This is a genomic window from Peribacillus acanthi (assembly GCF_003073175.1).
Taxonomy (GTDB): Bacteria; Bacillota; Bacilli; order Bacillales; family DSM-1321; genus Bacillus_BN; species Bacillus_BN acanthi.
Map to the genome: position 1 here is coordinate 78,610 of NZ_QBBX01000014.1, position 21,788 is coordinate 100,397.

Here is a 21,788-nt window from a genome sequence, read left to right on the forward strand (position 1 = left end):
TATAAAGATAGTTTGTTTGGAATTTCATTCATAAATTATGTAAATATTGCATATGCTATCTCTATGTGGCAAATGCGTGTCACGAATAAAGGAGGGCTCTTGCAATGTATTTTTCTAAAAAGCAACAGGATTTTGAAGAGGTCATTATTGAAAATACAGTCGTATTTTCCTGCATTTCCGATACCTGCAATGGCTGGATGAGGAAGGAATTTGCTACAGATGCTTTACTTTGCCCTTTTTGTGGGAATGATATGGTAGAAGAAGTAAGAGAGCTACCTCGTATAAAATAATAAGGATTACATAGGATGATTCGACCTGAATTAAAGGGTCGAATTTTTATTTTTCAGACTGCTCGTCATTAGTTCGTTAAAGGTCTGTTACTTTTGTAATATAATTATTACCGTGTTGTTCTTTGGATTTTGATACTTCATGTTATGATTGTTTCCGTTAGCTAAAAACGAGCGGAGGTAATTACATGAGAAAATCAATACTTACAATAGCTGCGTTAGCAACATTCACTTCAGTCGCAGGGCAAGCAAATGCCGAGGAAGTGGTTATTAATAAAGGTGATACATTGTGGAATCTTTCCAAACAACACGGAGCGACAGTTGAACAATTAAAGGATTGGAATGGATTAACTTCCGATTTAATTAAAGCGGATGAAACATTAATTATCGCACCTGAAGAACAATATACAGTTGTTCCCGGTGATACATTGTGGAGCATTGCTGAAAAGTATAATGTGACAGTCGATCAAATTAAAGAGTGGAACAATCTTAAATATGAGTTAATAGTAGATGGTCAAAAATTAGTTATATATACTGAAAAGGCACCGACGTTAAATGAAAAGCCTAAAGTTGAAGCAAGTACTACAAAAAAACAAGTAAAAGACCAAAACCCATCATTAAAAGAACCTGCAGCTAGTACGACAGCTGAAAAGTCAGTGGAAAAAGAGAAAGTTGTCAAGGAAGTTACAGTAACGGCAACTGCTTATACAGCCGATTGTGAAGGTTGTATCGGAATAACGAAAACAGGTGTGGATTTAAAAGCAAATCCTGATAAAAAGGTCATTGCGGTAGATCCTAAGGTCATTCCGCTTGGTTCAAAAGTTTACGTGGAAGGCTATGGATATGCTACGGCTGAAGATACAGGTGGAGCAATTAAAGGGAAAAGAATCGATTTATTCATTCCTTCTGAAGACGCTGCTTTGGCATGGGGAAAACGCCAAGTAAACGTAAAAGTTCTAAACTAATATGAACGTTTTAATTATCTTATTACAATAAACGAGTCTTTAGATATATTTCTAAAGGCTCGTTTTATTATTTCACTTAGTAATACACAGCCCCATATAAAACAAAAATTGCCATCGTTAAAATAGTTTCTTTTGTAATGAATTCGGGAATTGTTCCAATAAAAACAATAACTCGAAATGAGGACTAATAAATGAATGTATTAGGAGCAAAAAAGGATGTTATAGAAGCTACAGAAGAAGTGAAACCATGGATTAAATGGTTTTGTAGATTTGGAAATATCGTTAAGGGGATTGTTTATATCTTAGTTGGATTTCTGACAAGTCTGACTGCTTTAGGTATTGGGGGGAATTCTGAAGGTACTAATGGAGCATTTGCCTCGATAGCTAGTCTTCCACTGGGTGAATTTTTGCTTTGGATAGTTGGACTTGGTCTGTTTGGGTATGTAATATGGAGATTACTCGAAACCTTTATTGATCCTGCGCGTAACGGTAGAGACTTAAAGGGAATCATTAAGAGGGTTGGTTATTTTGTAAGTGCAGTGATTCATGGTCTTCTTGCAACCAAAGCAATATCTATTGCAAATCATGCCCGAAATGATGGTAATTCAAAAGAGGAGTGGTCTTTGTATCTGTTGTCAAAACCGTTTGGAAGTAGTCTTTTAATGATGGTAGGAGCAATTATCATCGGTTATGGAATATATGAAATATATAAAGGTCTTAAAGAGAAATTTTTACACCAGTTTAATACAAATAAGATGTCCCAGGATGAACTGAGATTAGCCAAAAAGTCAGGGAAAATAGGATTACTGTCTAAAGGTTTTGTAAATGGAATGATCGGTTATTTTGTTATGAGGACCGCGTATTTTTATAACCCAGATGAGACGAAAGGATTGGATGGGACTTTAAAAGAAATTGCCCAACAACCCTTTGGAAAATATTTATTATTGTTAGTTTCCATAGGTTTATTATTATATGGTGTTTATGAGGTGTTAAAAGGTAAGAATCAATATATGAATATCTAATTTTTATATATACATGGAAGGCTTCAAGCTTTGGAGCCTTTTTATATTGTTTATAGAGGTTTATAAGCATATAGAGAAAATATAATACCATCATTAAACCTTTTAATTGGCATTGCTTGGAATAAAAAGGTTTAATGTTTACGGTGATTCCATTACAATCATATTAGTATTGTAAAAAGGAGGCGCATAAATGGAATCATTTATTTTATCATTTAATCCTGTGTTAATATTAATCGCTGTAATATTGACATTTATGGCTGCCTTTACGTCATTAGATTTATTAACACATATGCATTATACAAAGAGGAATAAAGGGTTTTTATTCTGGGGTGGTGTTTCATCCATTTCCATTGGTATGTGGATGATGAATTACTTTGGCATACTGGCGATCAATATTGAATATTCGCTTGACCAGCGTTTAGTTGTATCTATTATATCGATGGTTGTTGGATTTTTCTTAGCTGTGATTGCTTTTTATTTCATCACAGAAGGTGTCCTAAATCAACGTCGGCTGATCATTGGTAGTGGGTTTTTAACAATCGCGATATTTATTACAAACATTCTTGGATTATTTTCTGCCAATCTTGGTACTACGTATCATTATCCCATCCTAATCGGATCGTTCATCATTGTATATTCCTTGGTTTACCTCTCGTTTTGGGCGTTGTTCTTTTCTAAAGTATCATCTCAATACTTAGCGTGGTATAAACCGTTAGCTTCCTCCATTTTAACGAGCGGGACCGTACTTGCGTTCTTCTTGTTAGTAAAATCTCTATATTTTGGAAAAGTGGAAGGAATCTCTCGGAACATAAGTAAACTCCCTTCTACAAACATGGTGTATCTGTTATTATTTTTTATTTTAGTTATCGTGGGGAGCTTAATTTTTACAAAAATTATTAGCAGGAAACACGCCAATGAAATCACCGAGAATCACTTGAAGGAAACATTAAAAGAGTTATCAGATATAAAATCTGCTCTCGACCAAGCGGCTATTGTGGCAATTACAGATGAAAAAGGAATCATTACATCTGTAAATGATACCTTTTGCCATATTTCCAAATATAAAAGAGATGAATTGATTGGTCAAAATCATTCCATTTTGAATTCAGGTTACCATTCGAGTGAATTCTTTAGAAATTTATGGAAAACGATTAGGGCAGGAGAAGTTTGGAAGGGTGAAATCCGGAATCGAGCCAAGGATGGAAGTTATTATTGGGTTGATACAACAATCGTACCGTTTATGGATAAAAACGGAAAGATTTATCAATATTTAGCGATTCGAAATGATATTACTGAACGGAAGAAAACAGAAGAAATCATTTCCCGCCAGGAAAAACTATCGGTAATCGGACAAATGGCTGCTGGAGTTGCACATGAGATTCGAAATCCCCTAACGAGCATGAGGGGATATACCGAATTTTTAATGCTAGACGAAACATCACCTGAACGTCAGGAATACTTAGACATTATTGTAGATGAGATTGAAAGGGTTAACACGATTGTAGAGGATTTCATGCAGCTTGCTAAACCGATGAATTATCAATTTTCTGCAAAACCCGTCATGTCTATTTTATTATCTACGTTGGAGCTCCTTGAAATGGAAGCCAAAAAGAAAAATATCCTTTTTGAGTTAGGGACAGTTGATGAACCCCTTTGGATTAATTGTGAAGAAGACCGGATTAAGCAAGTTTTTTTGAATATCATGAAAAATGGTATTGAGGCAATGCCGAATGGGGGAGTCCTTTCACTGAAGGTTACTAAAGAAGAGGATCATGTCCGAATAGCTTTTACGGACACCGGAAAAGGAATCCCTCAAGACCAGTTAGCTAAGATTGGAGAACCCTTCTTCACGACCAAGAAAATGGGCAATGGGCTTGGTCTGATGGTGTCTTTTAAAATTGTAGAAGCACATGGAGGTCAAATCCAAATTAAAAGTGAAATAGGCAAAGGATCTAGCTTCATTTTATCTTTTCCATTAGTTCAACTTTAAATGGAAAAGGAGTAAGATATTTTTTATGGGGTATATTAATGACAAACAAGATAAAAGGAGGATAAAAGCTTATGCTTTGGACCTTAATAGGAATCTTAATTGTCATTTGGATCCTTGGCCTTGTATTTAAAGTTGCAGGTGGCCTCATTCACATTGTCTTAATCATAGCTGTCATTTTGTTTATTATGAATTTTATTAAACGAAGACGATAAAAGAAAAGGATGTCTCAAATGTTTAACTTCTCGCAGATTGAAGTTAAACTTGAGCCATCCTTATGTTTTTTCAAAAGGTACATTTCACTCACAGAAAATGTTGTTTTTGGATTCGAAAGTTGGTCCGTTGATTACAGCGAGAGGCACTTGCTTTCCGCGGTAAGGGTGGGACCTCCTCGGCGTACCGCCTGTGGGGTCTCCCGCTTCACTCTATTTTCTCGCACGACATTGAAAAAGCTCCTCTAATTAAAACTGCACGAAGGAAATGCGTATGCATTTTCGAGGAGGAGAGTGCCCTCCGCTACAATCAACTCAGAACTGTAACAATAATGAAACAGATAAAGCAGCAGTATACGAAATACAGCCTTTCAAAAAGAAGGTTGATATCAAATTTGATTGAATCAGTCATTCTAATCAATCTAAGTGATTTACAAACCAATCCTTGATATGTTCAATATGGCCAATTTTCATCCACGGTTTTCCACTTCGTGATACTTCATGATTTTCATTAGGGAAAGTGACAAGCTCTACTTCTTTCTTTTGCCTTTTTAAAGCTATGTAAAATTGTTCAGCTTGTTCAAGAGGACAACGATAATCCTTTTCACCATGTAATAATAATAATGGGGTTTGTACATTTTTTGCATATTTTAATGGAGAATGATGCCAAAGCTTTTCAACATCATCAAAGATTGTTCCATCAATTTGCCATTCGGTAAAATAATAACCGATATCACTCACTCCATAAAAGCTAATCCAATTACTGATACATCGTTGTGATACTGCAGCCTTGAAACGGTTTGTATGACCAACGATCCAATTGGTCATAAATCCACCATAACTCCCACCCGTTACGAATTGCTTATCTTTATCAATAAATGGATATCTTTCAATTGCAATATCAATGGCTTCCATTAAATCCTTAAAGTCATTTCCACCATAATCGCCTCGTACTGCATTCACAAATTCCTGACCATATCCTAGGCTACCACGAGGATTAGAATACACCACAACAAAGCCTTGACCTGCTAATGTTTGGAACTCATGATAGTATGTATTGCCATACATCATATGAGGTCCACCGTGAATTTCTAGAACAACAGGGTAGGTTTTTCCTTCCACAAAATCGGCTGGCTTGATTAACCAACCTTGAATGTCAAACCCATCCGAGGTAGTAAAAGTAAACTCCTCAGCAGGGGTTATGGTTTTACTTTGAATGACTTTTTCGTTTACTGATGTAACTTGTTTTAAAGCATCGGTTTTTAAATCCAAAGTGTATAGGTCACCAGGTTCGGAGGATGAACTGATACTAAGAATTGCCTTATGAGATTCCTCATGGATACAGTACCCATAAACATGTCTCCCATCTGCAAAAATGGGTGTGATTTTGCTTTTCAAGTCAGAATAATGCAAGCTTGTTGAACCTTTTTCGGTTGCAAGGAAGTAAAGACCAAGGCTATCCTTACTCCATACGTAACCTGGAGCAGAAGCACCTATTTGGAAATCCCCAATGGTATAATCTCCAATACTAAGATCCCAAGCACCTGTTAGGCAAGTTGAGGTACCTGTGTCAAAATGATAGATCCACAGCTTTGAAAGAGTGGCATTGAAATATTGTAAACCATGCCCTACATAAGCTAAATATTGCCCATCCGGCGACCAAGATGGTTGGGAATAATATCCGTGGGTGTCCACGATTTTCTTCGTTTCTTTACTTTGTAAATCCATTACATAAACATGGTGGTGAAGATTAAAATCTGGTTCATTTTCAAGACTTGCCGTAAAAGAAATTTTCTGTCCATCTGGACTGAAGGAGGAAGGGGAATAATGATAAGCATCATTTGTTATTCTTTCTACCTCTTTCGTTTCAACATTCAATAGTACAAGCTGTGAATAGGTATCACTCATATAGCCTGAAGCGTCGGATTTATAACGCATAGCTTTAAAATGATCTGCTTTCGGATTTTGCTTTTCTTTCTCGTTTTCCTTTTCAAGCAAGGATTCATCTACTTTTACTGATGTGGAGGTAAGAATCTTTTTGGAACATGGTGACCAAACGATTGATGATGCACCTCTATTGAAATCCGTCACTTTTTCTGGTTCTCCGCCAAGTGTAGCACTGAGATAGATTTGATTCTTTCCAGCACGATTACTAATAAAAGCTAAAGATTTTCCGTCTGGTGACCATCGAGGAGAAGTATTTCTATCTTTTCCGTGTGTCCAAGTAACACACTCACCGCTTTGCAGGAAGAGAACATGAATATTTGATACATACTTATTTTCTTCAGAATTCATCTCCGTCTGGACATAAGCTACTTTTGTTCCATCAGGAGAAATTTGTGGGTCAGTGATTGACTTCATTGTTAATAAATCTTCAGCAGTCATGGGTGTTTTCATATTTGTACCTCCTCATTGTATTACATATATATTTCGAGAATAGAAATAAAAATCCTCTGTATTTAGGGAAAAAATACCTTATAAATTTTTCACAAATAGGTGTTTTATTCTGAAAATACGGGTATATAAGGAGAAAAGATAAAAGGAGGAGATGAGAATGAATATTAATAAAAACCTTACACCGATTGTCGCTCTAGGAGTAGGAATTGCAGGAGTTTCTTATCTTTCAAGAAAAACAAATCGAGATAAAACGTTTGCATTGTTTACTACCTTAAAGAATAAATACTTCCGAAAGAATGATGGACCTGTAACAACACAGCAGTTGATACAAAAGGGTGGCCATCCAGATCCTCATGATATAGAGGACAACAAAATGGTAGATGAAGGAGCTATGTATAGTGTTCATTACTATAACAAGAATGAACATCAGTAAACTAGCTTTAATAGATTTAAATGTAACCTAGCTAATTTTCTCAAGATTCTTTGGGATATTAGCTAGGTTTTTTTGTTCAGGTAAAAATATTTGGACTTTATAATTGTCTAATAGTATATTGCTGTTTTTTTCTATGTAATTTTAGTATGTAAGTATTATAAAAAAAATGTTCTGATAAGTCGTTAAAGGGAATTTTGACATTTAATAGAATAATTACTTGAAATGGATTTTAATGTAGATAAATGGTAAGAACTTGGACTGAGCTCCACCTGGATTAACTGATGAAAAACGTATTTATACTGTGTCGATTTTGTAAATCTAATCTGTAGGAGTAAAAGATATGATAGCTTGGTTGATTATCGCTTGTGAAATAGGTTTTTGGATATTTATTGTTTTGGGATTAGTATCAAGATATATTTTGAAATGGAAAAAAACCGGAATGATTTTAATCCTGTGTACGCCAGTCATTGATCTTGTTTTAATTTTGGCAACGATAATGGATTTGAAGAATGGGCAAGAAGCCACTTTTTTTCACGGATTAGCAGCATATTATATTGGAATGACGATTGCTTTTGGAAAGAGGATGATAGAGTGGGCTGATGAGCGATTTGCGTATCGTTTTTCTAACGGAAATAAACCTGCCAAAAAAATCACTCACGGTCCTATTCATGCGAAACAGGAAAGAAATGCTTGGTTTCGTCACTTATTAGGCTATGTAATTGGAAATGCACTTTTATTAGGTATGATTTGGTTTGTAGGGGATTCTACTCGTACAGAGGAATTAAAAAATGTTATGAAACTATGGTCATTCCTACTTTTAATAGATTTTATTTGGAGCTTTAGCTATACCATTTTTCCTAAAAAACAAACTATTAACAACAAAGATACACAGGGTTAGGGTCAAGAATGAACCAACCAGAAAATATCAACGGTTTTACATATTATGCTTTTTTCAAATGTGCATTCCAGACTTAGGAGAATACCCAATATTCTTTCATTGAATGGCAACCAAACAGGGATAACTATTCCTGTTTTTTTATGTTTTGAAAGGAAACGGGCAAGCTAAATCATAGGAAATCTCATAACTGGAGTGAATAGGAAACATGAACATTCAAATAGACTTAAACCATTTTAATCTGAAGGAATTCTTAAAACATTCGATCGCCAAAGGAAAACTTCTTATGACTCCAAACGTTTTTAGCACGAAGACGGCACATCGGTATGAAGAAAAGGATTTAAAAGCAAAAGACGAGCATGACTTATTTCGAGACGTGATCGAGGAGGGAAAGTATCTGTATGTGAATTTTTCTTCAAGTGCTATGGACAATGCTTTAACTTGCATCGATGGAGAGACGTACCATTACATCAAAGAAGATGAGGTGGAAGAATATTTCGAAGATGAGGAGATTCCAGAAGGTTTTCAACCAGCCGTTCGTTTGGAGATTTATGAAGACAGTTCGGTGGGCTATTTATTGAAGTATGAAAATTCGCAGCTGCATATCCAAACTGCCCTCATAGATGTATCAGATTCCTCCATTCAATTTCAAGATGATGTAGAAATGTTGAATGCATCCATGAAACAATACCTTACTAGGTTTATGAAATAACCTTAAAAGGAGAAAGCTTACATGCTCATTTCTCAAGTAAAGCCCGATGCAAAATCCATCTTGCATTTCTTCGATAACCATCATTCCTTTTATACAAAGGCCTATGTGTATTTTACGCACAAAAATGAAAAACTGAGAGCTTCACAAGTGTACTCCCTTCAAAGAAAGGGACACTTCTATCTCGATACTATTGAAGTGTTTTATCAAAATCAATGGAGTGTAAAAAAAGGGGATCATCATGTGTATGGGATGGCGCTTTCCGACCACGATACCGTAGATGCCTTTTCAAAAAAAAGTCGGCAGTACACAACAACATGCCAAAAACCGGTTAGAACGGCGGTTTCGAGCTGTTGTATCCAAATTGGCTAAGAGAATGGGCGAAGAATTGCAGTCAGCTTGTCAGTATCCGGTCCAATGTAAGGTGGGTACGGATTATTTAAATATCACCACTTCGTTTGAAATTGCTGGAGAAGTAATAACTGGCAATGCGGAGATGAAGTTTTTCTTTCCAGATACCGTTATCGATGATGAGTATGTGGAAGAGCTAACACAAGATTTTGTTTCTAAAACTTTGGAGCATTTGGACCAATATAGGCTCACCAATCCAGCTAATCCTGGTGCACAAAAGGTGTATGTCACAACGATTCCCCTTGTAAATCCGATATCTCAGCAAGATGTTGAAGATCCAATCATGCAAGTTTCTGTTCACACAGAAGTCTATTGTCCAACCTGCGAAAAAATCGTACGCGACAATATTCATTCATCGATAAAAATAGATCTGAATAAGCTCCACCAGCATAAAGAAGATATCATCATCAAAGTCATAGGTGACAGCTTGGTTTGTGGGGATTGTAAACACGTGCTCCAAAAAGAAAAACTCATCATGAAGGATGCGACGAGCAACCAAATAATAGCGGATCGTGATGTGGGAGAATTACTTCTGCTTGGAACGATGAGCAATCAAGGAGAGATGCAAAGCTTTATTATATCTGCCATGGGGCATGAGGATTTCTTTCACGAACATGAAGAAGCATTTTGGAACGCGTATTCCTATGTAGCAGCAAGAAAGTGGGAAGTCTTTTTACAAGAATTAACGAAAAGAGAACTTGCAAAAGTCTTACCAGAGTTTGTGACAGCTATTCCAGTAGACCTTTCAAAAGAGAGGCTTTTACTACTTGCCAAAGGGTTGGATTTAAATGAACAAGAAAAGCGGACATTTTGGGTAAAAGCGAATCAACTAGCGATTCACCATTACTTATTTATCACCTTGTTTGGATGGAACATGAAACAGGATAGTCTATTACTTGGACCAAACCGAGCGGAGTTTATTTTTAGATACTTACCGATGCCAGAAGAATTAAAGTCCTTCCATCATGTCCACGATTCGTACTTTTCAAATGAAAGGTCAGACGAGATCATAAAATTACAAGATCGCATGGAACAACAGCAGCAACGCATTCGTACCCTGCAGCAAGAAAATGGTCGTCTCACCGAAAAACTAGGGCAAGCTTATTCACGAATCAGTGAACAGGAAGCTTCCTCTTTTACCCTATCCAATGAAGTTCGCAACAAAAGTGATATCTTAAAAATCCAACAGCTAAAGGGTCTCATCGAGGAATTAAAAACAGAGCTGACAAAACTGACTCCAATAAAACAGGAAGAAGAGCAAGTCCAAAAGGTGGTCTTAACCGAAGAGCAATCGGAGGATGAAGAGGTACGGTCCATCTATGAAATATTCATGGGAAAGAAAATCCTCATTCTTGGGGGTTATCGAAGTAAACAGAGCAGAGAAGAAAAGGAGTATACGATATATACCCATGATGCAAGAAATTTGGATCCACAATTCTATGAATTATTGAAGAATGCAGATATCATCATCACACTAACTCGCTACATTTCCCACCGAGCGATGTGGGAGGCGAAAGAGTATGCGATATTAGAAGGTAAAAGAATTTACTTTACAGCCTTTACGAATATTCCTACCATCCTCACGAAGGTGGCAAAGGAATTGTTAGAGGAGGGAGATAAGGGAAACTAAGTCATGGGAGCTTGTTTTTGAACGGGGGGAAAAGTCCTGGAGGGAGAACCATAAGGCAAACAAAATTAAAATGCTACTTCGTGGTTCTAAAGTGTACTAATTAGTTTTATTGTAGGTTAATCAACAACTGAAATATTTTTGAGACTGTTTTGAAAAGAGGGATTTAGTGAATCAGTTTACATAGTATATTGAAATCTGTTTCGGATTTACCAATGCAGTACAAATTGAAAAAAGAACGTGTAGAAAAGAAAGATTTTTACTCTCGGATTTTAAGGTAAGTGAAAGTGGGTATCTCTAGAGGAAACCCTCTTTTGATGAATGAGATTTTGGAAGGGTAAGATTTTTATATTAGTAATCAGACAGATAATAATTCTGTAGTTTAGAATTAATAAAGGAGAACCGTACCATAAGTAGATGAGGTTTTTTGTTATTAATATTATATTGTAATATCTGAAAGGGTTATTATAGGGTCCTGTACTCTATAATAACCCTTATTTTTATTTTTCTAATATAACTTTAAAGAAATTCCTTGCATTTTTTTTAGTAATAAAGCAAAATGTAATAAGGATGTTATAGGATGTGAAAAAATGAGGTTTATAGGTAGTAAGGTAAATTTATTATCAAACATAGAAGGGTTTATTAATGAAAATATTACAGATTCACCTACTGTATTTATGGACATGTTTTCTGGAACAGGTACTGTAGCTGAATATTTTAAAAAAGATTACTGCATTTATTCTAATGATAGTTTATATTTCTCGTATATTCTACAGAAAGCACGTATTGAAAATAACCATGTTCCTAGGTTCACGAAATTAAAACAAAGAGGGATTTCTGACCCATTAGGATTTTTAGAAACAGCAGAAATTATTATCAAACCGGATTATTTTATAACACATAATTATTCACCATATAATGGTTGTGAACGAATGTATTTTTCTGTTGAGAATGCAAGCCGAATTGACTTTATCAGGCAACAAATTAATAAATGGAAAGAAAATAACTTAATTAACAAGAAAGAATTTGCTTATATATTAGCAACACTTATTGAGGCAATACCATATATCTCGAACATCTCTGGGACTTATGGAGCTTACTTGAAGCACTGGGATAAAAGAGCCTTAAGCAAGCTAAAGCTACAAAGAATTGAAGTTAAAGACAATTATTATACAAATAAAAGTTTTAATGAAGATGCAAACCAAGTAATAGAACGGGTGCGTGGAGATGTACTATATATAGACACTCCTTACAATAGTAGGCAATATATCTCGAATTACCATTTGCTTGAAACAATAGCGCGTTACGATTATCCTGAAATATACGGGAAAACAGGTTTGCGCCCTTACCAAAACACCAAGTCAGCATACTGTTCTAAGAGAGACGTCTTAAATGTATTTAGTGACCTTATAGAAAAAGCAAAATTTCGACACATTATTGTCAGTTACAGTACTGAAGGTCTAATGACGGTTGATGAAATTGAACAAGTACTAAAGAAACATGGTATAGCTGACACCTTTAACTTAGCCAGAATACCATACCGTAAATACAAGAGTAAACATAAACAAGAGGAATCTAATCTTAATGAATTACTTTTCTATATCCAGAAAGATATTCCTTTAGTAAAAGGGAATAGAAGTATTGAACTATCTGATGAAATTGAAGATGTTGCCTTTGAAGACAATAATTCAAAGAAGAAGGATTTATCATACCAAAAGGTAGATTTATTTAGCATAAATGGAATAAAAGTTGAGACTGGGTCAACACATAATGTCGCAACTTTGAAAAGACCTCCAATTAGAGTGGGTAAATACCATGCACAGGAATATATTAAAAGTCCTCTAAATTATATTGGTGGGAAGTACAAGCTTTTAAAGCAAATAATACCTTTATTCCCTGAGGATATAAACACTTTCGTTGACTTATTCGCAGGAGGTCTTAATGTTGCTATTAATGTCAATGCAAACAGGATTATTGCAAATGATATTAATACATTTGTAATTGGCGTCCTCAAAGAGATGGCAAGTCTTAGTGTTGAAGAGGTTTTAGAACATATACACAATAGGATAAAGGAGTATAATCTCTCAAAAGAAAATGAAGAAGGATTTAAAAAGTTTAGAGAGTACTATAATTTAACAAAGCAGCCCTTAGACTTGTATACATTAATATGCTATTCATTTAATTACCAATTTAGATTTAATAACAATCAGGAATATAACAATCCGTTTGGACGTAATCGTAGTCAGTTCTCTCCTGCTCTGGAGATTAAATTAATAAAATTTGTTGAAGCGCTGCATAGTAAAAACATTGAATTCTCAACAAAAGAGTTTGATTTATTTAATTATAAGGACCTAAGTAAGGGTGACTTTGTGTATTGTGACCCGCCTTACTTAATTACTACTGGCTCTTATAACGATGGGAATCGAGGTTTTAAAGACTGGAATGAAGACCAAGAGTATAAACTTTTACAGATACTAGATACTTTAAATGCTAGCGGAGTTCGATTTGCCTTATCAAACGTGCTTAAACACAAAGGACAAACAAACCACATTTTATTGGAATGGGCAAAGAAATACCATATTAATTACCTACACCATGATTACGCCAATTCTAGTCATAATACAACTCGAGGGGAAAGTGAAGAAGTGCTTATAACGAACTATTCCGATTGACCTAAGTCAATCGGTTTTTTATTTCTGAATATGTTAAAATTTAGTTATAAAAAAACCGAGGTGATTTAGATGGCAACAAAACGAGTGGTTCGTACATTTGGTTGGATACAGAATCCAGGTAAATTCGAGAACCTAAAACGAACAGTCCAAGTATTCGATGAAAACTCAAAAGTATATAAAGAGGTTAGGGATATAAAGATTCCAAATCTAGTGAAAGATAAAGATGTAAGAACTACTTTAATAGCTGCTATGAATCGATTAGAAAATTATTACTCATATAAAGAGTTAGTTGGTACAGGTACTTCAGTTAGAGCTCAAGCGCCTTGTGATGCCATTATTCAAGCAGCGATTCAAGACCAAGGTAATAAAAAAGGATACATTGATAATTGGTCTTCTGATGGATTCGTTCGTTGGGCACATGCATTGGGGTTTCTTGAGTATAACTCAGATAAGGACTCATTTTACCTAACTGATATTGGATTGGAATATTCTCGTTCTACAGATGATTCACTAAATGAAAAAATCATACTTATTGAAGCATTGTCATCATATCCACCAGCAATTCGAATATTGACATTACTTGAAAATGGTGAGCATTTAACAAAATTCGACCTAGGTAAACAGTTAGGCTTTAGTGGAGAGAGTGGTTTTACTTCATTACCACAAAACTTATTTTTAGATGCGTTAGCAAATGCACCTTCATCACCACCAACAATTAAGAATTCTATTCGTTCTGATTGGGAAGGTTCTGCGGATAAATATGCACGGATGATTTCAGGCTGGCTTGTAAAGATGGGGCTTGTTGCACAAGGTCGTAAAAATTTTGTTGTACCAACGGTAGGTGGTTCTACTCGAAATGAGTATATATCTCATGCTTTTAAAATTACAAAAGATGGTCTTGATGTGTTAAGGAGAGCAAAAGGTGCCAGTAAACATGTACGAGTACCAAAGCGTGTATACTGGGAGATGTTCGCTACCAACATTAACGATAGAGTGTATGTAAGAACAAGACGGGCTTATACACTTTACTTGTTAATGAGAAGTAACACTGCTCTAAATACTGTTCAACTTCAAGTGAAATTAAAAGCTTTGGGCTTTGAAGAATTGGAAGAAACAATTGAGAATGATGTAAAAGGTTTAATTAACTCTGGAATTTTTATCAATGTGACGAATAAAGGTTATCATTTTAAAGATACAATTAAACCATTCGAAATTCCTGAATTTGGCGTAACAGAACCATTAGTAAAGGGGGAAATGGAGAAGAAGAAATCCGATTTGCGTCATAAGTTAAAACACGTACCGCATGAATATATTGAACTAATAGAAATTGCACAGGATTCAAAGCAAAATCGTTTGTTCGAATTTAAAGTAGTTGAGTTTTTGAAAGAAGGTTATGATTATAATGGAAAGCACCTAGGGGGGAGTCGAAAACCAGATGGCGCACTATATACCAATGGTTTAAAAACAGATTATGGAATAATTTTAGATACCAAAGCTTACAAAGATGGTTATAGTTTACCAATCTCCCAGGCAGATGAAATGCAGCGTTATGTCGATGAAAATAATAATAGAAATGCTATTATTAATCCTAACGAATGGTGGAAAGTGTATCCTAATTCTATCTTGGACTTTAAATTCTTATTCGTAAGTGGTTTTTTTAAAGGTGACTATAAAAAACAATTAGCTCGTGTAAGTAATCTTACAAAGCGTAAAGGTGCAGTCCTAAGCGTAGAGCAACTATTATTGGGAGGGGAAAAAATTAAAGATGGTAGTTTAACATTAGAAGATGTTGGTGACAAATTCAATAATGATGAAATTATTTTCTAAAATTTGTTTGATAATATAGTTATGGTGGGGCTCCTTATATAAAAGAGGAGCCCTTCTTTTTACTCTATTCCCTGAATAAAGGAAATTAGTACATAAAATAAAAAAGGACTATTAAGGTTTTAACATATTTACTAGCCTATCAGAATCAAAGACTTTATCGTACATCGCTTTAATGATTTCCTTATTTGATAAGTCATTTTTCACTCTTCTTAAGAATGCGCGAAAATCTGGATTTTGATTGGAGATTTTATTTACAGTGTCCCAGTCAAGATTACTTCTAAATTTCGCAGGAAACATTACGTCAGATGCATCCGGGTCTTCAATATCTAATTTAATAATACCTATTCCAAAGGAAGCAGATAGTCTTTTTAATTCTGTAATAAATTCATCATCTTGTGATATCTTAGCAGCAACTAAATAACCTTCATTTGCCCATGAAGAATTAGATACAGCTTGAAAAAAGGATTCTCTTAGATTAGAAAAAGTTAGCTCCTTCTTAACCTCAAAAGAATAAATTTTTATCAACTGACTGCCTAAAATCATTCCAAAATCTAAGACTTCAGAATCCCAATCATCTATTGGAAAATATACACCAACTAGGTCAGGATGAAGCCATTGGGCATACGTCTTTTTGCTTGATTTTTCATGAAAGATAGTTTTGGTATAAACATTCATAAAAGTATTTGCGTAATATGTAATAAAAGGGTGTAGTTCTCTTTCGTTAAAAGAGAAGTTTTTCGGTTCCTCAACCTCTGTTTCTTCATCTTTAATTATTTGATTTATTTCATAGTTTGTATTTGATAATTCTTTTAAAAAGAACTTTTTTGGTTTTGAATCTATTTTAATAAAATATGAGTCTTTTTTATCCCTTATACTAACATAAATTTGTGCTCCCATCGTTCTCCAGGGGGTTTTTCCTTTAGTGTTTACTAATTCATAGTAGCCTGTATTTATAGAATAGTCCCATATCTCTTCAACAGTCATCGGTCTCTTTGTCTCTAATAGTATTTTTCGAGCTAATTCTAAAAATGAAATATTTTTAGCCATTGCTATCACCACCATTTACATAAAACGTTTAGTATTTTTTACCATTATAACGTAAGATTCTATTTTTTACACGTACTCATTCATCGATTAATGGGTGGCTGTAAAGAAAGGGATTATAAGTATATATTATTTATTTGAGTAAAGAAGAGTATGCTCTCGTGTCTACTATAAAACATGAGAGCATACTCTTTAATTTTAATTAGAGGAGAGTAATGATAGATGAAAAATTCACCTGCAAAGAGAGTTAATATTGTAACTGTTAAATTGGTTAGAGAGTCTAGTATTCTTTATAAGAAAAGAAGTATCCGTTCACCTCAGGATGCCTATGACTTACTCAAAACCTTCCTGGAGGACAAAGACCGAGAGCACTTCATTGTTGTAAACTTAGACACCAAGAACCAACCTGTATCTATAAATGTCTGCCATATTGGTAGCTTAAATGCCAGCATCGTTAGTCCTCGTGAAGTTATGAAATCGGCTATCTTGTCATCTGCAGCGAGCATCATGGTAGCCCATAATCACCCTTCTGGAGAAACCACTCCATCAAGAGAAGACATTGATGTTACAAAACGTCTTGCTGAAGCAGGTAAGCTGATGGGTATTGAGCTGTTGGACCATCTTATTATTGGAGAGGGAAAGTATACATCCTTGAAAGAAAAAGGATACATATAAGGGGGGAAGGGTAATGTGTTACTATAACGCCGAACATTTCGCTATCTTTATGTCTTTACAATTTGGAATTGATGTTGATGAAGAACAAGTTGGAGAGGAGTCAGTTCTTTTGTATAAAGAGGAACTTGATGAAAAACTTGTGACAGAAGAATTGCTTACCATTACTCCGGAAATAGTAATGGTACATTCTTGTGTTTACAATAATGCAGAACATGAGTGGTTGGTTTGTGTAGCATCTAATGCTGATACGAATCAACCACTCTATTTAGTTTGTCTGAAGAATGACGAGAAAATTTATGAAGAAGTATTACTGCAAGAAAAGGATATTGAGAAATGATATATACAGCGTATATTACTGAATTAGAAGAACGCTCATATCAGTGTGTAACCTTCGATATGGAAGATTGGTCTTTTGTATATTTTACAGGCAAAGATAATGGGGAAGAAATCGAAATAAAGATTTGTCTTGAAAGCGAAAATATCTATCAACGAAAAATAGGATTTGAAGATTGGTGGTTTGTGGATTACTTAGAAGGAGATATTGATATAAAATGTAATAGTGTAAGATAAGGAGTACAAGATGAAAATCGGATTCTCATTTCCGGTTTTTTTTTAGAATGATTTAATGAAAGGCGGATTTTAAGGTGTCTAAGAATACTTTTAACATAACAGACCTAACGAAAGAAGTTTATGGAGATGAAGATACTAACTCCAGTGTGTTTGAATCCAATAGAAAAAGAATTGGAAGTCATATAAATAAAGTCCGTAAAATGTTGGGACATCAGACTAAGAGGTTTGAAGCTCCGATAGAGCAACTAGATGCCTATGTTAAGTTGATTAGAAATATGTTAGAAAATCCAAAAAATGAAGAAGCATTAGACCTGTTAAATAAAAAACTGGTTAAGGGAAAGACATTACAGCAAGAAACAGATGAAAAAGCTCTGACAACCTTAATTGAGATTTTAGCAGAGATTGAAAGCCAAAAGTTGACAGAAGAAGACAATAAGTTATTTGGAGACTGGCTGCAAGACCAAATGAGCGATGACTATTACTTGGAGAGCGAGAAAAATATTAATGAGGTGATGCGTATTGTTAAGAATGATTTTTCTCTATTTGATGACCTGAGCAGCCTAAAGTCAAAACTAGAATTTCAGAAACAATATATGAATGATTTAAGGACATTAAGTGCTGTGTATAGACAGCAAGCAGAACAGCAGTTACTATTCCAAGAATGCTTTCTTGAAGTAGTAAATTCTTATCCACACTTAAATAAAAAGAAGATGTATACTACGGCAGATTTCCTTGAACTTCCTCCATCTATTCAACAAGAGATACAAGAGCTAATAGAACAAAAACAACAAAAACCTTCTGGGCGTTAATGGCTCAGAAGGTTTTTGTTATGTCAAGGAATATTTTTTTGAGCATTTCCTCTAAAATCTTTCCGTGATGATTCATTAATTCCCAAATACAATGAGAATCGTAAACCAAAACAACAACGGAGGTATAGATTATGATTCTAAGAAAAGACAATTATCAAATTGCAATTTCATCCTTAACTGCGGCAAGGAACGACCACTATGACGGTGTCAACGCAATCTATCGTCTAGCAGCTCAGGTTCCAATTCCTGAAGGGACTTCTCCTGATGGAATGCAAAGAGTTGTAAAACGATTAGTAAAAGACCTTTCAGCTCAGAAAGTGCTTGCGAATCGAATCTACATTGATGAAGCATTTTTAAAGATTGATTTCTACCCTAAGGGTTTTCAGATGGTAATGACTAGAGGTCAATACGCTGGTTTGCAACTAGAGTTTGCTCAGTTTCTAGACCATACCGGAATCCGAGGTATTGTAATTCAAGATGGTTGTTACATGGATGACCCTGAAGAATCAGTGAAATCTGTATCTAATGACTTAATAAACTTCTTCCCTGAGTTTAACTCAAAATGTTTTGGCGCAAGGGAAAACGAGCCCATTGAGATTTTTAATTGCAGTTCATTTGAACTGTTTGTGGAGGTAGCGTAATGGCATTGAAAAAGGTTAGGCGACCGGTGATTCACAAAAGTAATCCTAATACAAATAGTGAGGAGTCAAGTGCTTCTCAACCCCACACTAATCAAGCAAACGAGCGATTTGATGTAGCACAGGTAAAAGTAAGTGAAAATGAGAATGTTCGTCTAGATAAAAATGAAGCTCACAACTATTTATCAAAGCATCAAATCAGCAAACTAAGATTGCTTGAATCTTCGGAGACGCTTAGAGTTTTGGTTCAGGAGATTGATGTTCCAGAAAAACAATCCTTATTGGTAACTGCTATTAGCATGGAGGCGGTTGGAGAGGAAGAATCTTTCTTCTCTGCTTTAATGGAACATGTCCACGATATGCCTAAACACAAGTCTTTAGAACGATTCAAGTTTGCTGAATTGATTACTGACTCACTGGTTCCGGAAGCGTTGCTTTTGGAACTAGGACAAGTTCTGAAGGTTGGAAAGGCGGAAGAAAGAGGGTTTCTTTACGATGACAAAAAGAAACGATACCACTTCAACGCCAACGTTTTTGCAAGGCATTTCCTCAAGCGTTGCCATGTGCGTTCAACAAAAGACGGAAGACTATTTCTATACAACACAATGGGTGTATATGAAGAACTATCTGAAGTGAATCTCGGAAAAATAATCAGGGCAGTGATGCATGAGGGTAGATGGAACAGTTGGAAAAGCACATATGAAACTGAGATTATTCGCGCTCTCCAACGTGAAGCACCTATTGTTGAAGAGATGAACATAGGACGCAACTTTATCAACTTAAAGAACGGAATGTTGAATCTGTCTACGTTCAGGCTACATGAACATTCGCCGATGTACCTTTCTACAGTTCAAATTCCAATTCCTTATGATGCGAATGCAACAGCACCTAAGTTCGATGACTTCATGCGTGATATTACACTCAACAATCATGAACTAATCGCTGTACATCAAGAGTTGATTGGATACTGGCTGACTGGAGAAACAAAAGCAGAAAAAGCAGTCTATTACTATGGTAGTGGAGCCAATGGAAAAAGTGTACTGGCTTCCATTGTAACTGAATTAGTTGGACCCGAAAACGTCAGCAGCGTACCTCTATCCAAGTTCAATGACCAATTCGGTATGGAAAGTATGATTGGTAAGTCACTTAACATTTCTGCTGAGAACGAAATGGGTGGAAAGGCACTTAAGACCGAAAACTTCAAGGCGATTGTTAGTGGAGATAACATCACTATTAACATTAAGTATCGTCCTGCGATTAGTTATCGCCCATACTGCCGTTTGGTGTTTCTAGTCAACAACCTTCCTGACTCATCAGACGTTACAGAAGGCTATTTCCGAAAACTTATTATCGTACCTTTTTCAAGAACCTTTAAGAAAGAAGAACGAAACGTAGATTTAAAAGACGAACTGCTTAAGGAACTGCCTGGAATTCTTAATTGGGCGATATTAGGATTGAAGCGGTTGAGAAGCAATAACTATCAGTTCAGTGCTTGTAAAGCAATTGAAGAAACCGAAAATGCTTACTATGATGAGCAAAATCCAGTGAGAGATTTTTTTCACTCTCATGTGGTCCAAGAGGCTGGTTATCGCACTAAACAGTCAGACTTCTACAATATGTATAGTCAATGGCTAAATGTTCAGGGGATTGACGACAAAGGAACGAAATCACGTCAAGTATTTTGGCGCTATTTCAGAGTGATTTTAGATAGTGAAAATATTCCGATTGTAAAGAAGAAAGTCAAAGGAACAGTCTACTATGACGGAATAAAGCTGATAGATTTGGAAGATTTACAGTTCCCGACTCTTGCTGGCGATATTATTCAGTTCTAAGGGGGGGAGGGGGTGTGTGAAAAGCAAAAAACTGCTCAATACCAAAAGCTTAGAACCCATAAAAAAGTTTTGTTTTAGCTAACCACCCCTTCCCCCCACTTTCTTACAAAGAAATGAAATATATATTATTACTACGACGAGGAGAGCTTGCCATGAACGAAAAAGAAGGTTCTATCCACGAATATCAAAATCTTTTAGACATGTTAGCAGAAATGGTCTCAGAATACCTTACAAAACACCCCAAAGGAGGAGATTCCAATGATAAGTAGAGAAGGAACTGCACAGCAGAACCAAGACAAGATAGTAATTTACACAAGAAATACATCGTGGACCCAACCCGAGGGTTACAGAATTCATCGAGACGTCCAGGTCTTAAAAGACAAGTGTGAGCGGGTTGGATATCAAGTCAGTAGAGTCTACTGGGAACCAAGCTTGGAATCTCATGAGAAAAGAAGAAAAGTATTGCAGCAAATGTTGAAGGATGCTGCTGAAGGTTTGTTCGGAGCAGTCCTTGTTTGGGATATATTTACGCTTTCTCCTGATGGGGAAGAACTTCAACAAATAGAAAGAGAGCTTGCAAGATATGGTGTGGAAATTTGTTCAGTAACGGAACCTTTCGACACTTCCACAGGAGAAGGATTGAGAGTGTTTGAGTACATGTGCAAATTACTCAATACTAGACATTTAAGGTTAGCGGCCATGCAAGGGATTCCACTGTCACTGGTAGCACGTTGGTTAATTGAAGATGAAAACAGGAAAGGGGGTGAACTTGATGC

21 protein-coding genes are annotated in these 21,788 nt (G+C 35.6%); 19 read left to right on the plus strand and 2 right to left on the minus strand.

Annotated elements, in window-relative coordinates; all coding sequences use genetic code 11:
• Positions 1 to 104: 104 nt before the first annotated feature.
• The 5 genes from DBX25_RS14465 (at position 105) to DBX25_RS14485 (ending at position 4,476) form a co-directional block, all read left to right on the plus strand.
• Positions 105 to 290: a cold-inducible protein YdjO-related protein gene (locus DBX25_RS14465; RefSeq protein WP_108671526.1), complete on the plus strand. Its 186-nt coding sequence runs from the start codon at positions 105 to 107 to the stop codon at positions 288 to 290.
• A gap of 185 nt (positions 291 to 475) precedes the next feature.
• Positions 476 to 1,252, plus strand: a complete 777-nt coding sequence (locus tag DBX25_RS14470; protein ID WP_108671527.1) for a LysM peptidoglycan-binding and 3D domain-containing protein — start codon at positions 476 to 478, stop codon at positions 1,250 to 1,252.
• A gap of 191 nt (positions 1,253 to 1,443) precedes the next feature.
• Positions 1,444 to 2,274 carry a DUF1206 domain-containing protein gene (locus DBX25_RS14475; protein WP_108671528.1) on the plus strand — a complete coding sequence of 277 codons (831 nt, stop codon included), beginning with the start codon at positions 1,444 to 1,446 and terminating at the stop codon, positions 2,272 to 2,274.
• Positions 2,275 to 2,464: 190 nt separating this feature from the next.
• Positions 2,465 to 4,264 carry an ATP-binding protein gene (locus DBX25_RS14480; protein WP_108671529.1) on the plus strand — a complete coding sequence of 600 codons (1,800 nt, stop codon included), beginning with the start codon at positions 2,465 to 2,467 and terminating at the stop codon, positions 4,262 to 4,264.
• Positions 4,265 to 4,335: 71 nt separating this feature from the next.
• Positions 4,336 to 4,476, plus strand: a complete 141-nt coding sequence (locus DBX25_RS14485; protein ID WP_108671530.1) for a lmo0937 family membrane protein — start codon at positions 4,336 to 4,338, stop codon at positions 4,474 to 4,476.
• Positions 4,477 to 4,890: 414 nt separating this feature from the next.
• Here DBX25_RS14485 and DBX25_RS14490 read toward each other — a convergent pair whose 3' ends face one another.
• Positions 4,891 to 6,870: an alpha/beta hydrolase family protein gene (locus DBX25_RS14490; protein WP_108671531.1), complete on the minus strand. Its 1,980-nt coding sequence runs from the start codon at positions 6,868 to 6,870 to the stop codon at positions 4,891 to 4,893.
• Positions 6,871 to 7,027: 157 nt separating this feature from the next.
• Here DBX25_RS14490 and DBX25_RS14495 point away from each other — a divergent pair, with 157 nt between their 5' ends.
• From DBX25_RS14495 to DBX25_RS14525, 7 genes are all read left to right on the plus strand, one after another.
• Positions 7,028 to 7,303, plus strand: coding sequence for a hypothetical protein (locus DBX25_RS14495; RefSeq protein WP_108671532.1), 276 nt, complete (start codon positions 7,028 to 7,030; stop codon positions 7,301 to 7,303).
• 340 nt (positions 7,304 to 7,643) lie between these two features.
• Positions 7,644 to 8,201: a hypothetical protein gene (locus DBX25_RS14500; RefSeq protein WP_108671533.1), complete on the plus strand. Its 558-nt coding sequence runs from the start codon at positions 7,644 to 7,646 to the stop codon at positions 8,199 to 8,201.
• 205 nt (positions 8,202 to 8,406) lie between these two features.
• Complete coding sequence (locus DBX25_RS14505) at positions 8,407 to 8,910, plus strand: hypothetical protein (RefSeq protein WP_108671534.1); 504 nt, start codon at positions 8,407 to 8,409, stop codon at positions 8,908 to 8,910.
• A 21-nt stretch (positions 8,911 to 8,931) separates the two neighbouring features.
• Positions 8,932 to 9,279, plus strand: a complete 348-nt coding sequence (locus DBX25_RS14510) for a hypothetical protein (protein WP_108671535.1) — start codon at positions 8,932 to 8,934, stop codon at positions 9,277 to 9,279.
• A complete protein-coding gene (locus DBX25_RS14515) occupies positions 9,272 to 10,948 on the plus strand; it encodes a DUF2325 domain-containing protein (RefSeq protein ID WP_157950982.1) in 1,677 nt (558 codons plus the stop codon). The genes DBX25_RS14510 and DBX25_RS14515 overlap by 8 nt, the downstream gene beginning before the upstream one ends.
• A 587-nt stretch (positions 10,949 to 11,535) precedes the next feature.
• Complete coding sequence (locus DBX25_RS20940) at positions 11,536 to 13,617, plus strand: Dam family site-specific DNA-(adenine-N6)-methyltransferase (protein WP_062686776.1); 2,082 nt, start codon at positions 11,536 to 11,538, stop codon at positions 13,615 to 13,617.
• 69 nt (positions 13,618 to 13,686) lie between these two features.
• Complete coding sequence (locus DBX25_RS14525) at positions 13,687 to 15,444, plus strand: restriction endonuclease FokI recognition domain-containing protein (RefSeq protein WP_108671537.1); 1,758 nt, start codon at positions 13,687 to 13,689, stop codon at positions 15,442 to 15,444.
• A gap of 111 nt (positions 15,445 to 15,555) precedes the next feature.
• On the opposite strand, the gene DBX25_RS14530 is transcribed toward DBX25_RS14525, so the two are convergent.
• Positions 15,556 to 16,491 (minus strand): COG2958 family protein, encoded by a 936-nt coding sequence (locus tag DBX25_RS14530; RefSeq protein ID WP_205685243.1) that lies wholly within the window; start codon positions 16,489 to 16,491, stop codon positions 15,556 to 15,558.
• Positions 16,492 to 16,710: 219 nt separating this feature from the next.
• Between DBX25_RS14530 and radC the strand changes: the two genes are divergently transcribed.
• From radC to DBX25_RS14565, 7 genes are all read left to right on the plus strand, one after another.
• Complete coding sequence (gene radC, locus DBX25_RS14535) at positions 16,711 to 17,163, plus strand: RadC family protein (RefSeq protein WP_062686774.1); 453 nt, start codon at positions 16,711 to 16,713, stop codon at positions 17,161 to 17,163.
• A gap of 13 nt (positions 17,164 to 17,176) precedes the next feature.
• Positions 17,177 to 17,500 carry a hypothetical protein gene (locus DBX25_RS14540; RefSeq protein WP_108671538.1) on the plus strand — a complete coding sequence of 108 codons (324 nt, stop codon included), beginning with the start codon at positions 17,177 to 17,179 and terminating at the stop codon, positions 17,498 to 17,500.
• The gene (locus tag DBX25_RS14545) at positions 17,497 to 17,733 is read left to right on the plus strand and encodes a hypothetical protein (RefSeq protein WP_108671539.1); all 237 of its coding nucleotides are present in this window, start codon (positions 17,497 to 17,499) and stop codon (positions 17,731 to 17,733) included. The genes DBX25_RS14540 and DBX25_RS14545 overlap by 4 nt, the downstream gene beginning before the upstream one ends.
• 74 nt (positions 17,734 to 17,807) lie before the next feature.
• A complete protein-coding gene (locus DBX25_RS14550; RefSeq protein ID WP_108671540.1) occupies positions 17,808 to 18,542 on the plus strand; it encodes a hypothetical protein in 735 nt (244 codons plus the stop codon).
• Positions 18,543 to 18,673: 131 nt separating this feature from the next.
• Positions 18,674 to 19,183: a hypothetical protein gene (locus tag DBX25_RS14555; RefSeq protein WP_108671541.1), complete on the plus strand. Its 510-nt coding sequence runs from the start codon at positions 18,674 to 18,676 to the stop codon at positions 19,181 to 19,183.
• Positions 19,183 to 21,012: a DNA primase family protein gene (locus tag DBX25_RS14560; RefSeq protein WP_108671542.1), complete on the plus strand. Its 1,830-nt coding sequence runs from the start codon at positions 19,183 to 19,185 to the stop codon at positions 21,010 to 21,012. Before DBX25_RS14555 ends, DBX25_RS14560 begins: the two co-directional genes overlap by 1 nt.
• A 258-nt stretch (positions 21,013 to 21,270) precedes the next feature.
• Positions 21,271 to 21,788 (plus strand): recombinase family protein (locus DBX25_RS14565; RefSeq protein WP_240620329.1); only part of this gene is annotated, 518 nt, incomplete at its 3' end.

Excerpts from the sequence above, each read along its gene's own strand:
- DBX25_RS14555 (WP_108671541.1), top strand. The coding sequence starts at position 18,674 with ATGATTCTAAGAAAAGACAATTATCAAATTGCAATTTCATCCTTAACT.
- DBX25_RS14475 (WP_108671528.1), top strand. The coding sequence starts at position 1,444 with ATGAATGTATTAGGAGCAAAAAAGGATGTTATAGAAGCTACAGAAGAA.
- DBX25_RS14480 (WP_108671529.1), top strand. The coding sequence starts at position 2,465 with ATGGAATCATTTATTTTATCATTTAATCCTGTGTTAATATTAATCGCT.
- DBX25_RS14495 (WP_108671532.1), top strand. The coding sequence starts at position 7,028 with ATGAATATTAATAAAAACCTTACACCGATTGTCGCTCTAGGAGTAGGA.
- DBX25_RS14540 (WP_108671538.1), top strand. The coding sequence starts at position 17,177 with ATGTGTTACTATAACGCCGAACATTTCGCTATCTTTATGTCTTTACAA.
- DBX25_RS14560 (WP_108671542.1), top strand. The coding sequence starts at position 19,183 with ATGGCATTGAAAAAGGTTAGGCGACCGGTGATTCACAAAAGTAATCCT.
- radC (WP_062686774.1), top strand. The coding sequence starts at position 16,711 with ATGAAAAATTCACCTGCAAAGAGAGTTAATATTGTAACTGTTAAATTG.
- DBX25_RS20940 (WP_062686776.1), top strand. The coding sequence starts at position 11,536 with ATGAGGTTTATAGGTAGTAAGGTAAATTTATTATCAAACATAGAAGGG.
- DBX25_RS14465 (WP_108671526.1), top strand. The coding sequence starts at position 105 with ATGTATTTTTCTAAAAAGCAACAGGATTTTGAAGAGGTCATTATTGAA.
- DBX25_RS14545 (WP_108671539.1), top strand. The coding sequence starts at position 17,497 with ATGATATATACAGCGTATATTACTGAATTAGAAGAACGCTCATATCAG.
- DBX25_RS14500 (WP_108671533.1), top strand. The coding sequence starts at position 7,644 with ATGATAGCTTGGTTGATTATCGCTTGTGAAATAGGTTTTTGGATATTT.
- DBX25_RS14530 (WP_205685243.1), bottom strand. The coding sequence starts at position 16,491 with ATGGCTAAAAATATTTCATTTTTAGAATTAGCTCGAAAAATACTATTA.
- DBX25_RS14485 (WP_108671530.1), top strand. The coding sequence starts at position 4,336 with ATGCTTTGGACCTTAATAGGAATCTTAATTGTCATTTGGATCCTTGGC.
- DBX25_RS14525 (WP_108671537.1), top strand. The coding sequence starts at position 13,687 with ATGGCAACAAAACGAGTGGTTCGTACATTTGGTTGGATACAGAATCCA.
- DBX25_RS14510 (WP_108671535.1), top strand. The coding sequence starts at position 8,932 with ATGCTCATTTCTCAAGTAAAGCCCGATGCAAAATCCATCTTGCATTTC.
- DBX25_RS14470 (WP_108671527.1), top strand. The coding sequence starts at position 476 with ATGAGAAAATCAATACTTACAATAGCTGCGTTAGCAACATTCACTTCA.
- DBX25_RS14490 (WP_108671531.1), bottom strand. The coding sequence starts at position 6,870 with ATGAAAACACCCATGACTGCTGAAGATTTATTAACAATGAAGTCAATC.
- DBX25_RS14505 (WP_108671534.1), top strand. The coding sequence starts at position 8,407 with ATGAACATTCAAATAGACTTAAACCATTTTAATCTGAAGGAATTCTTA.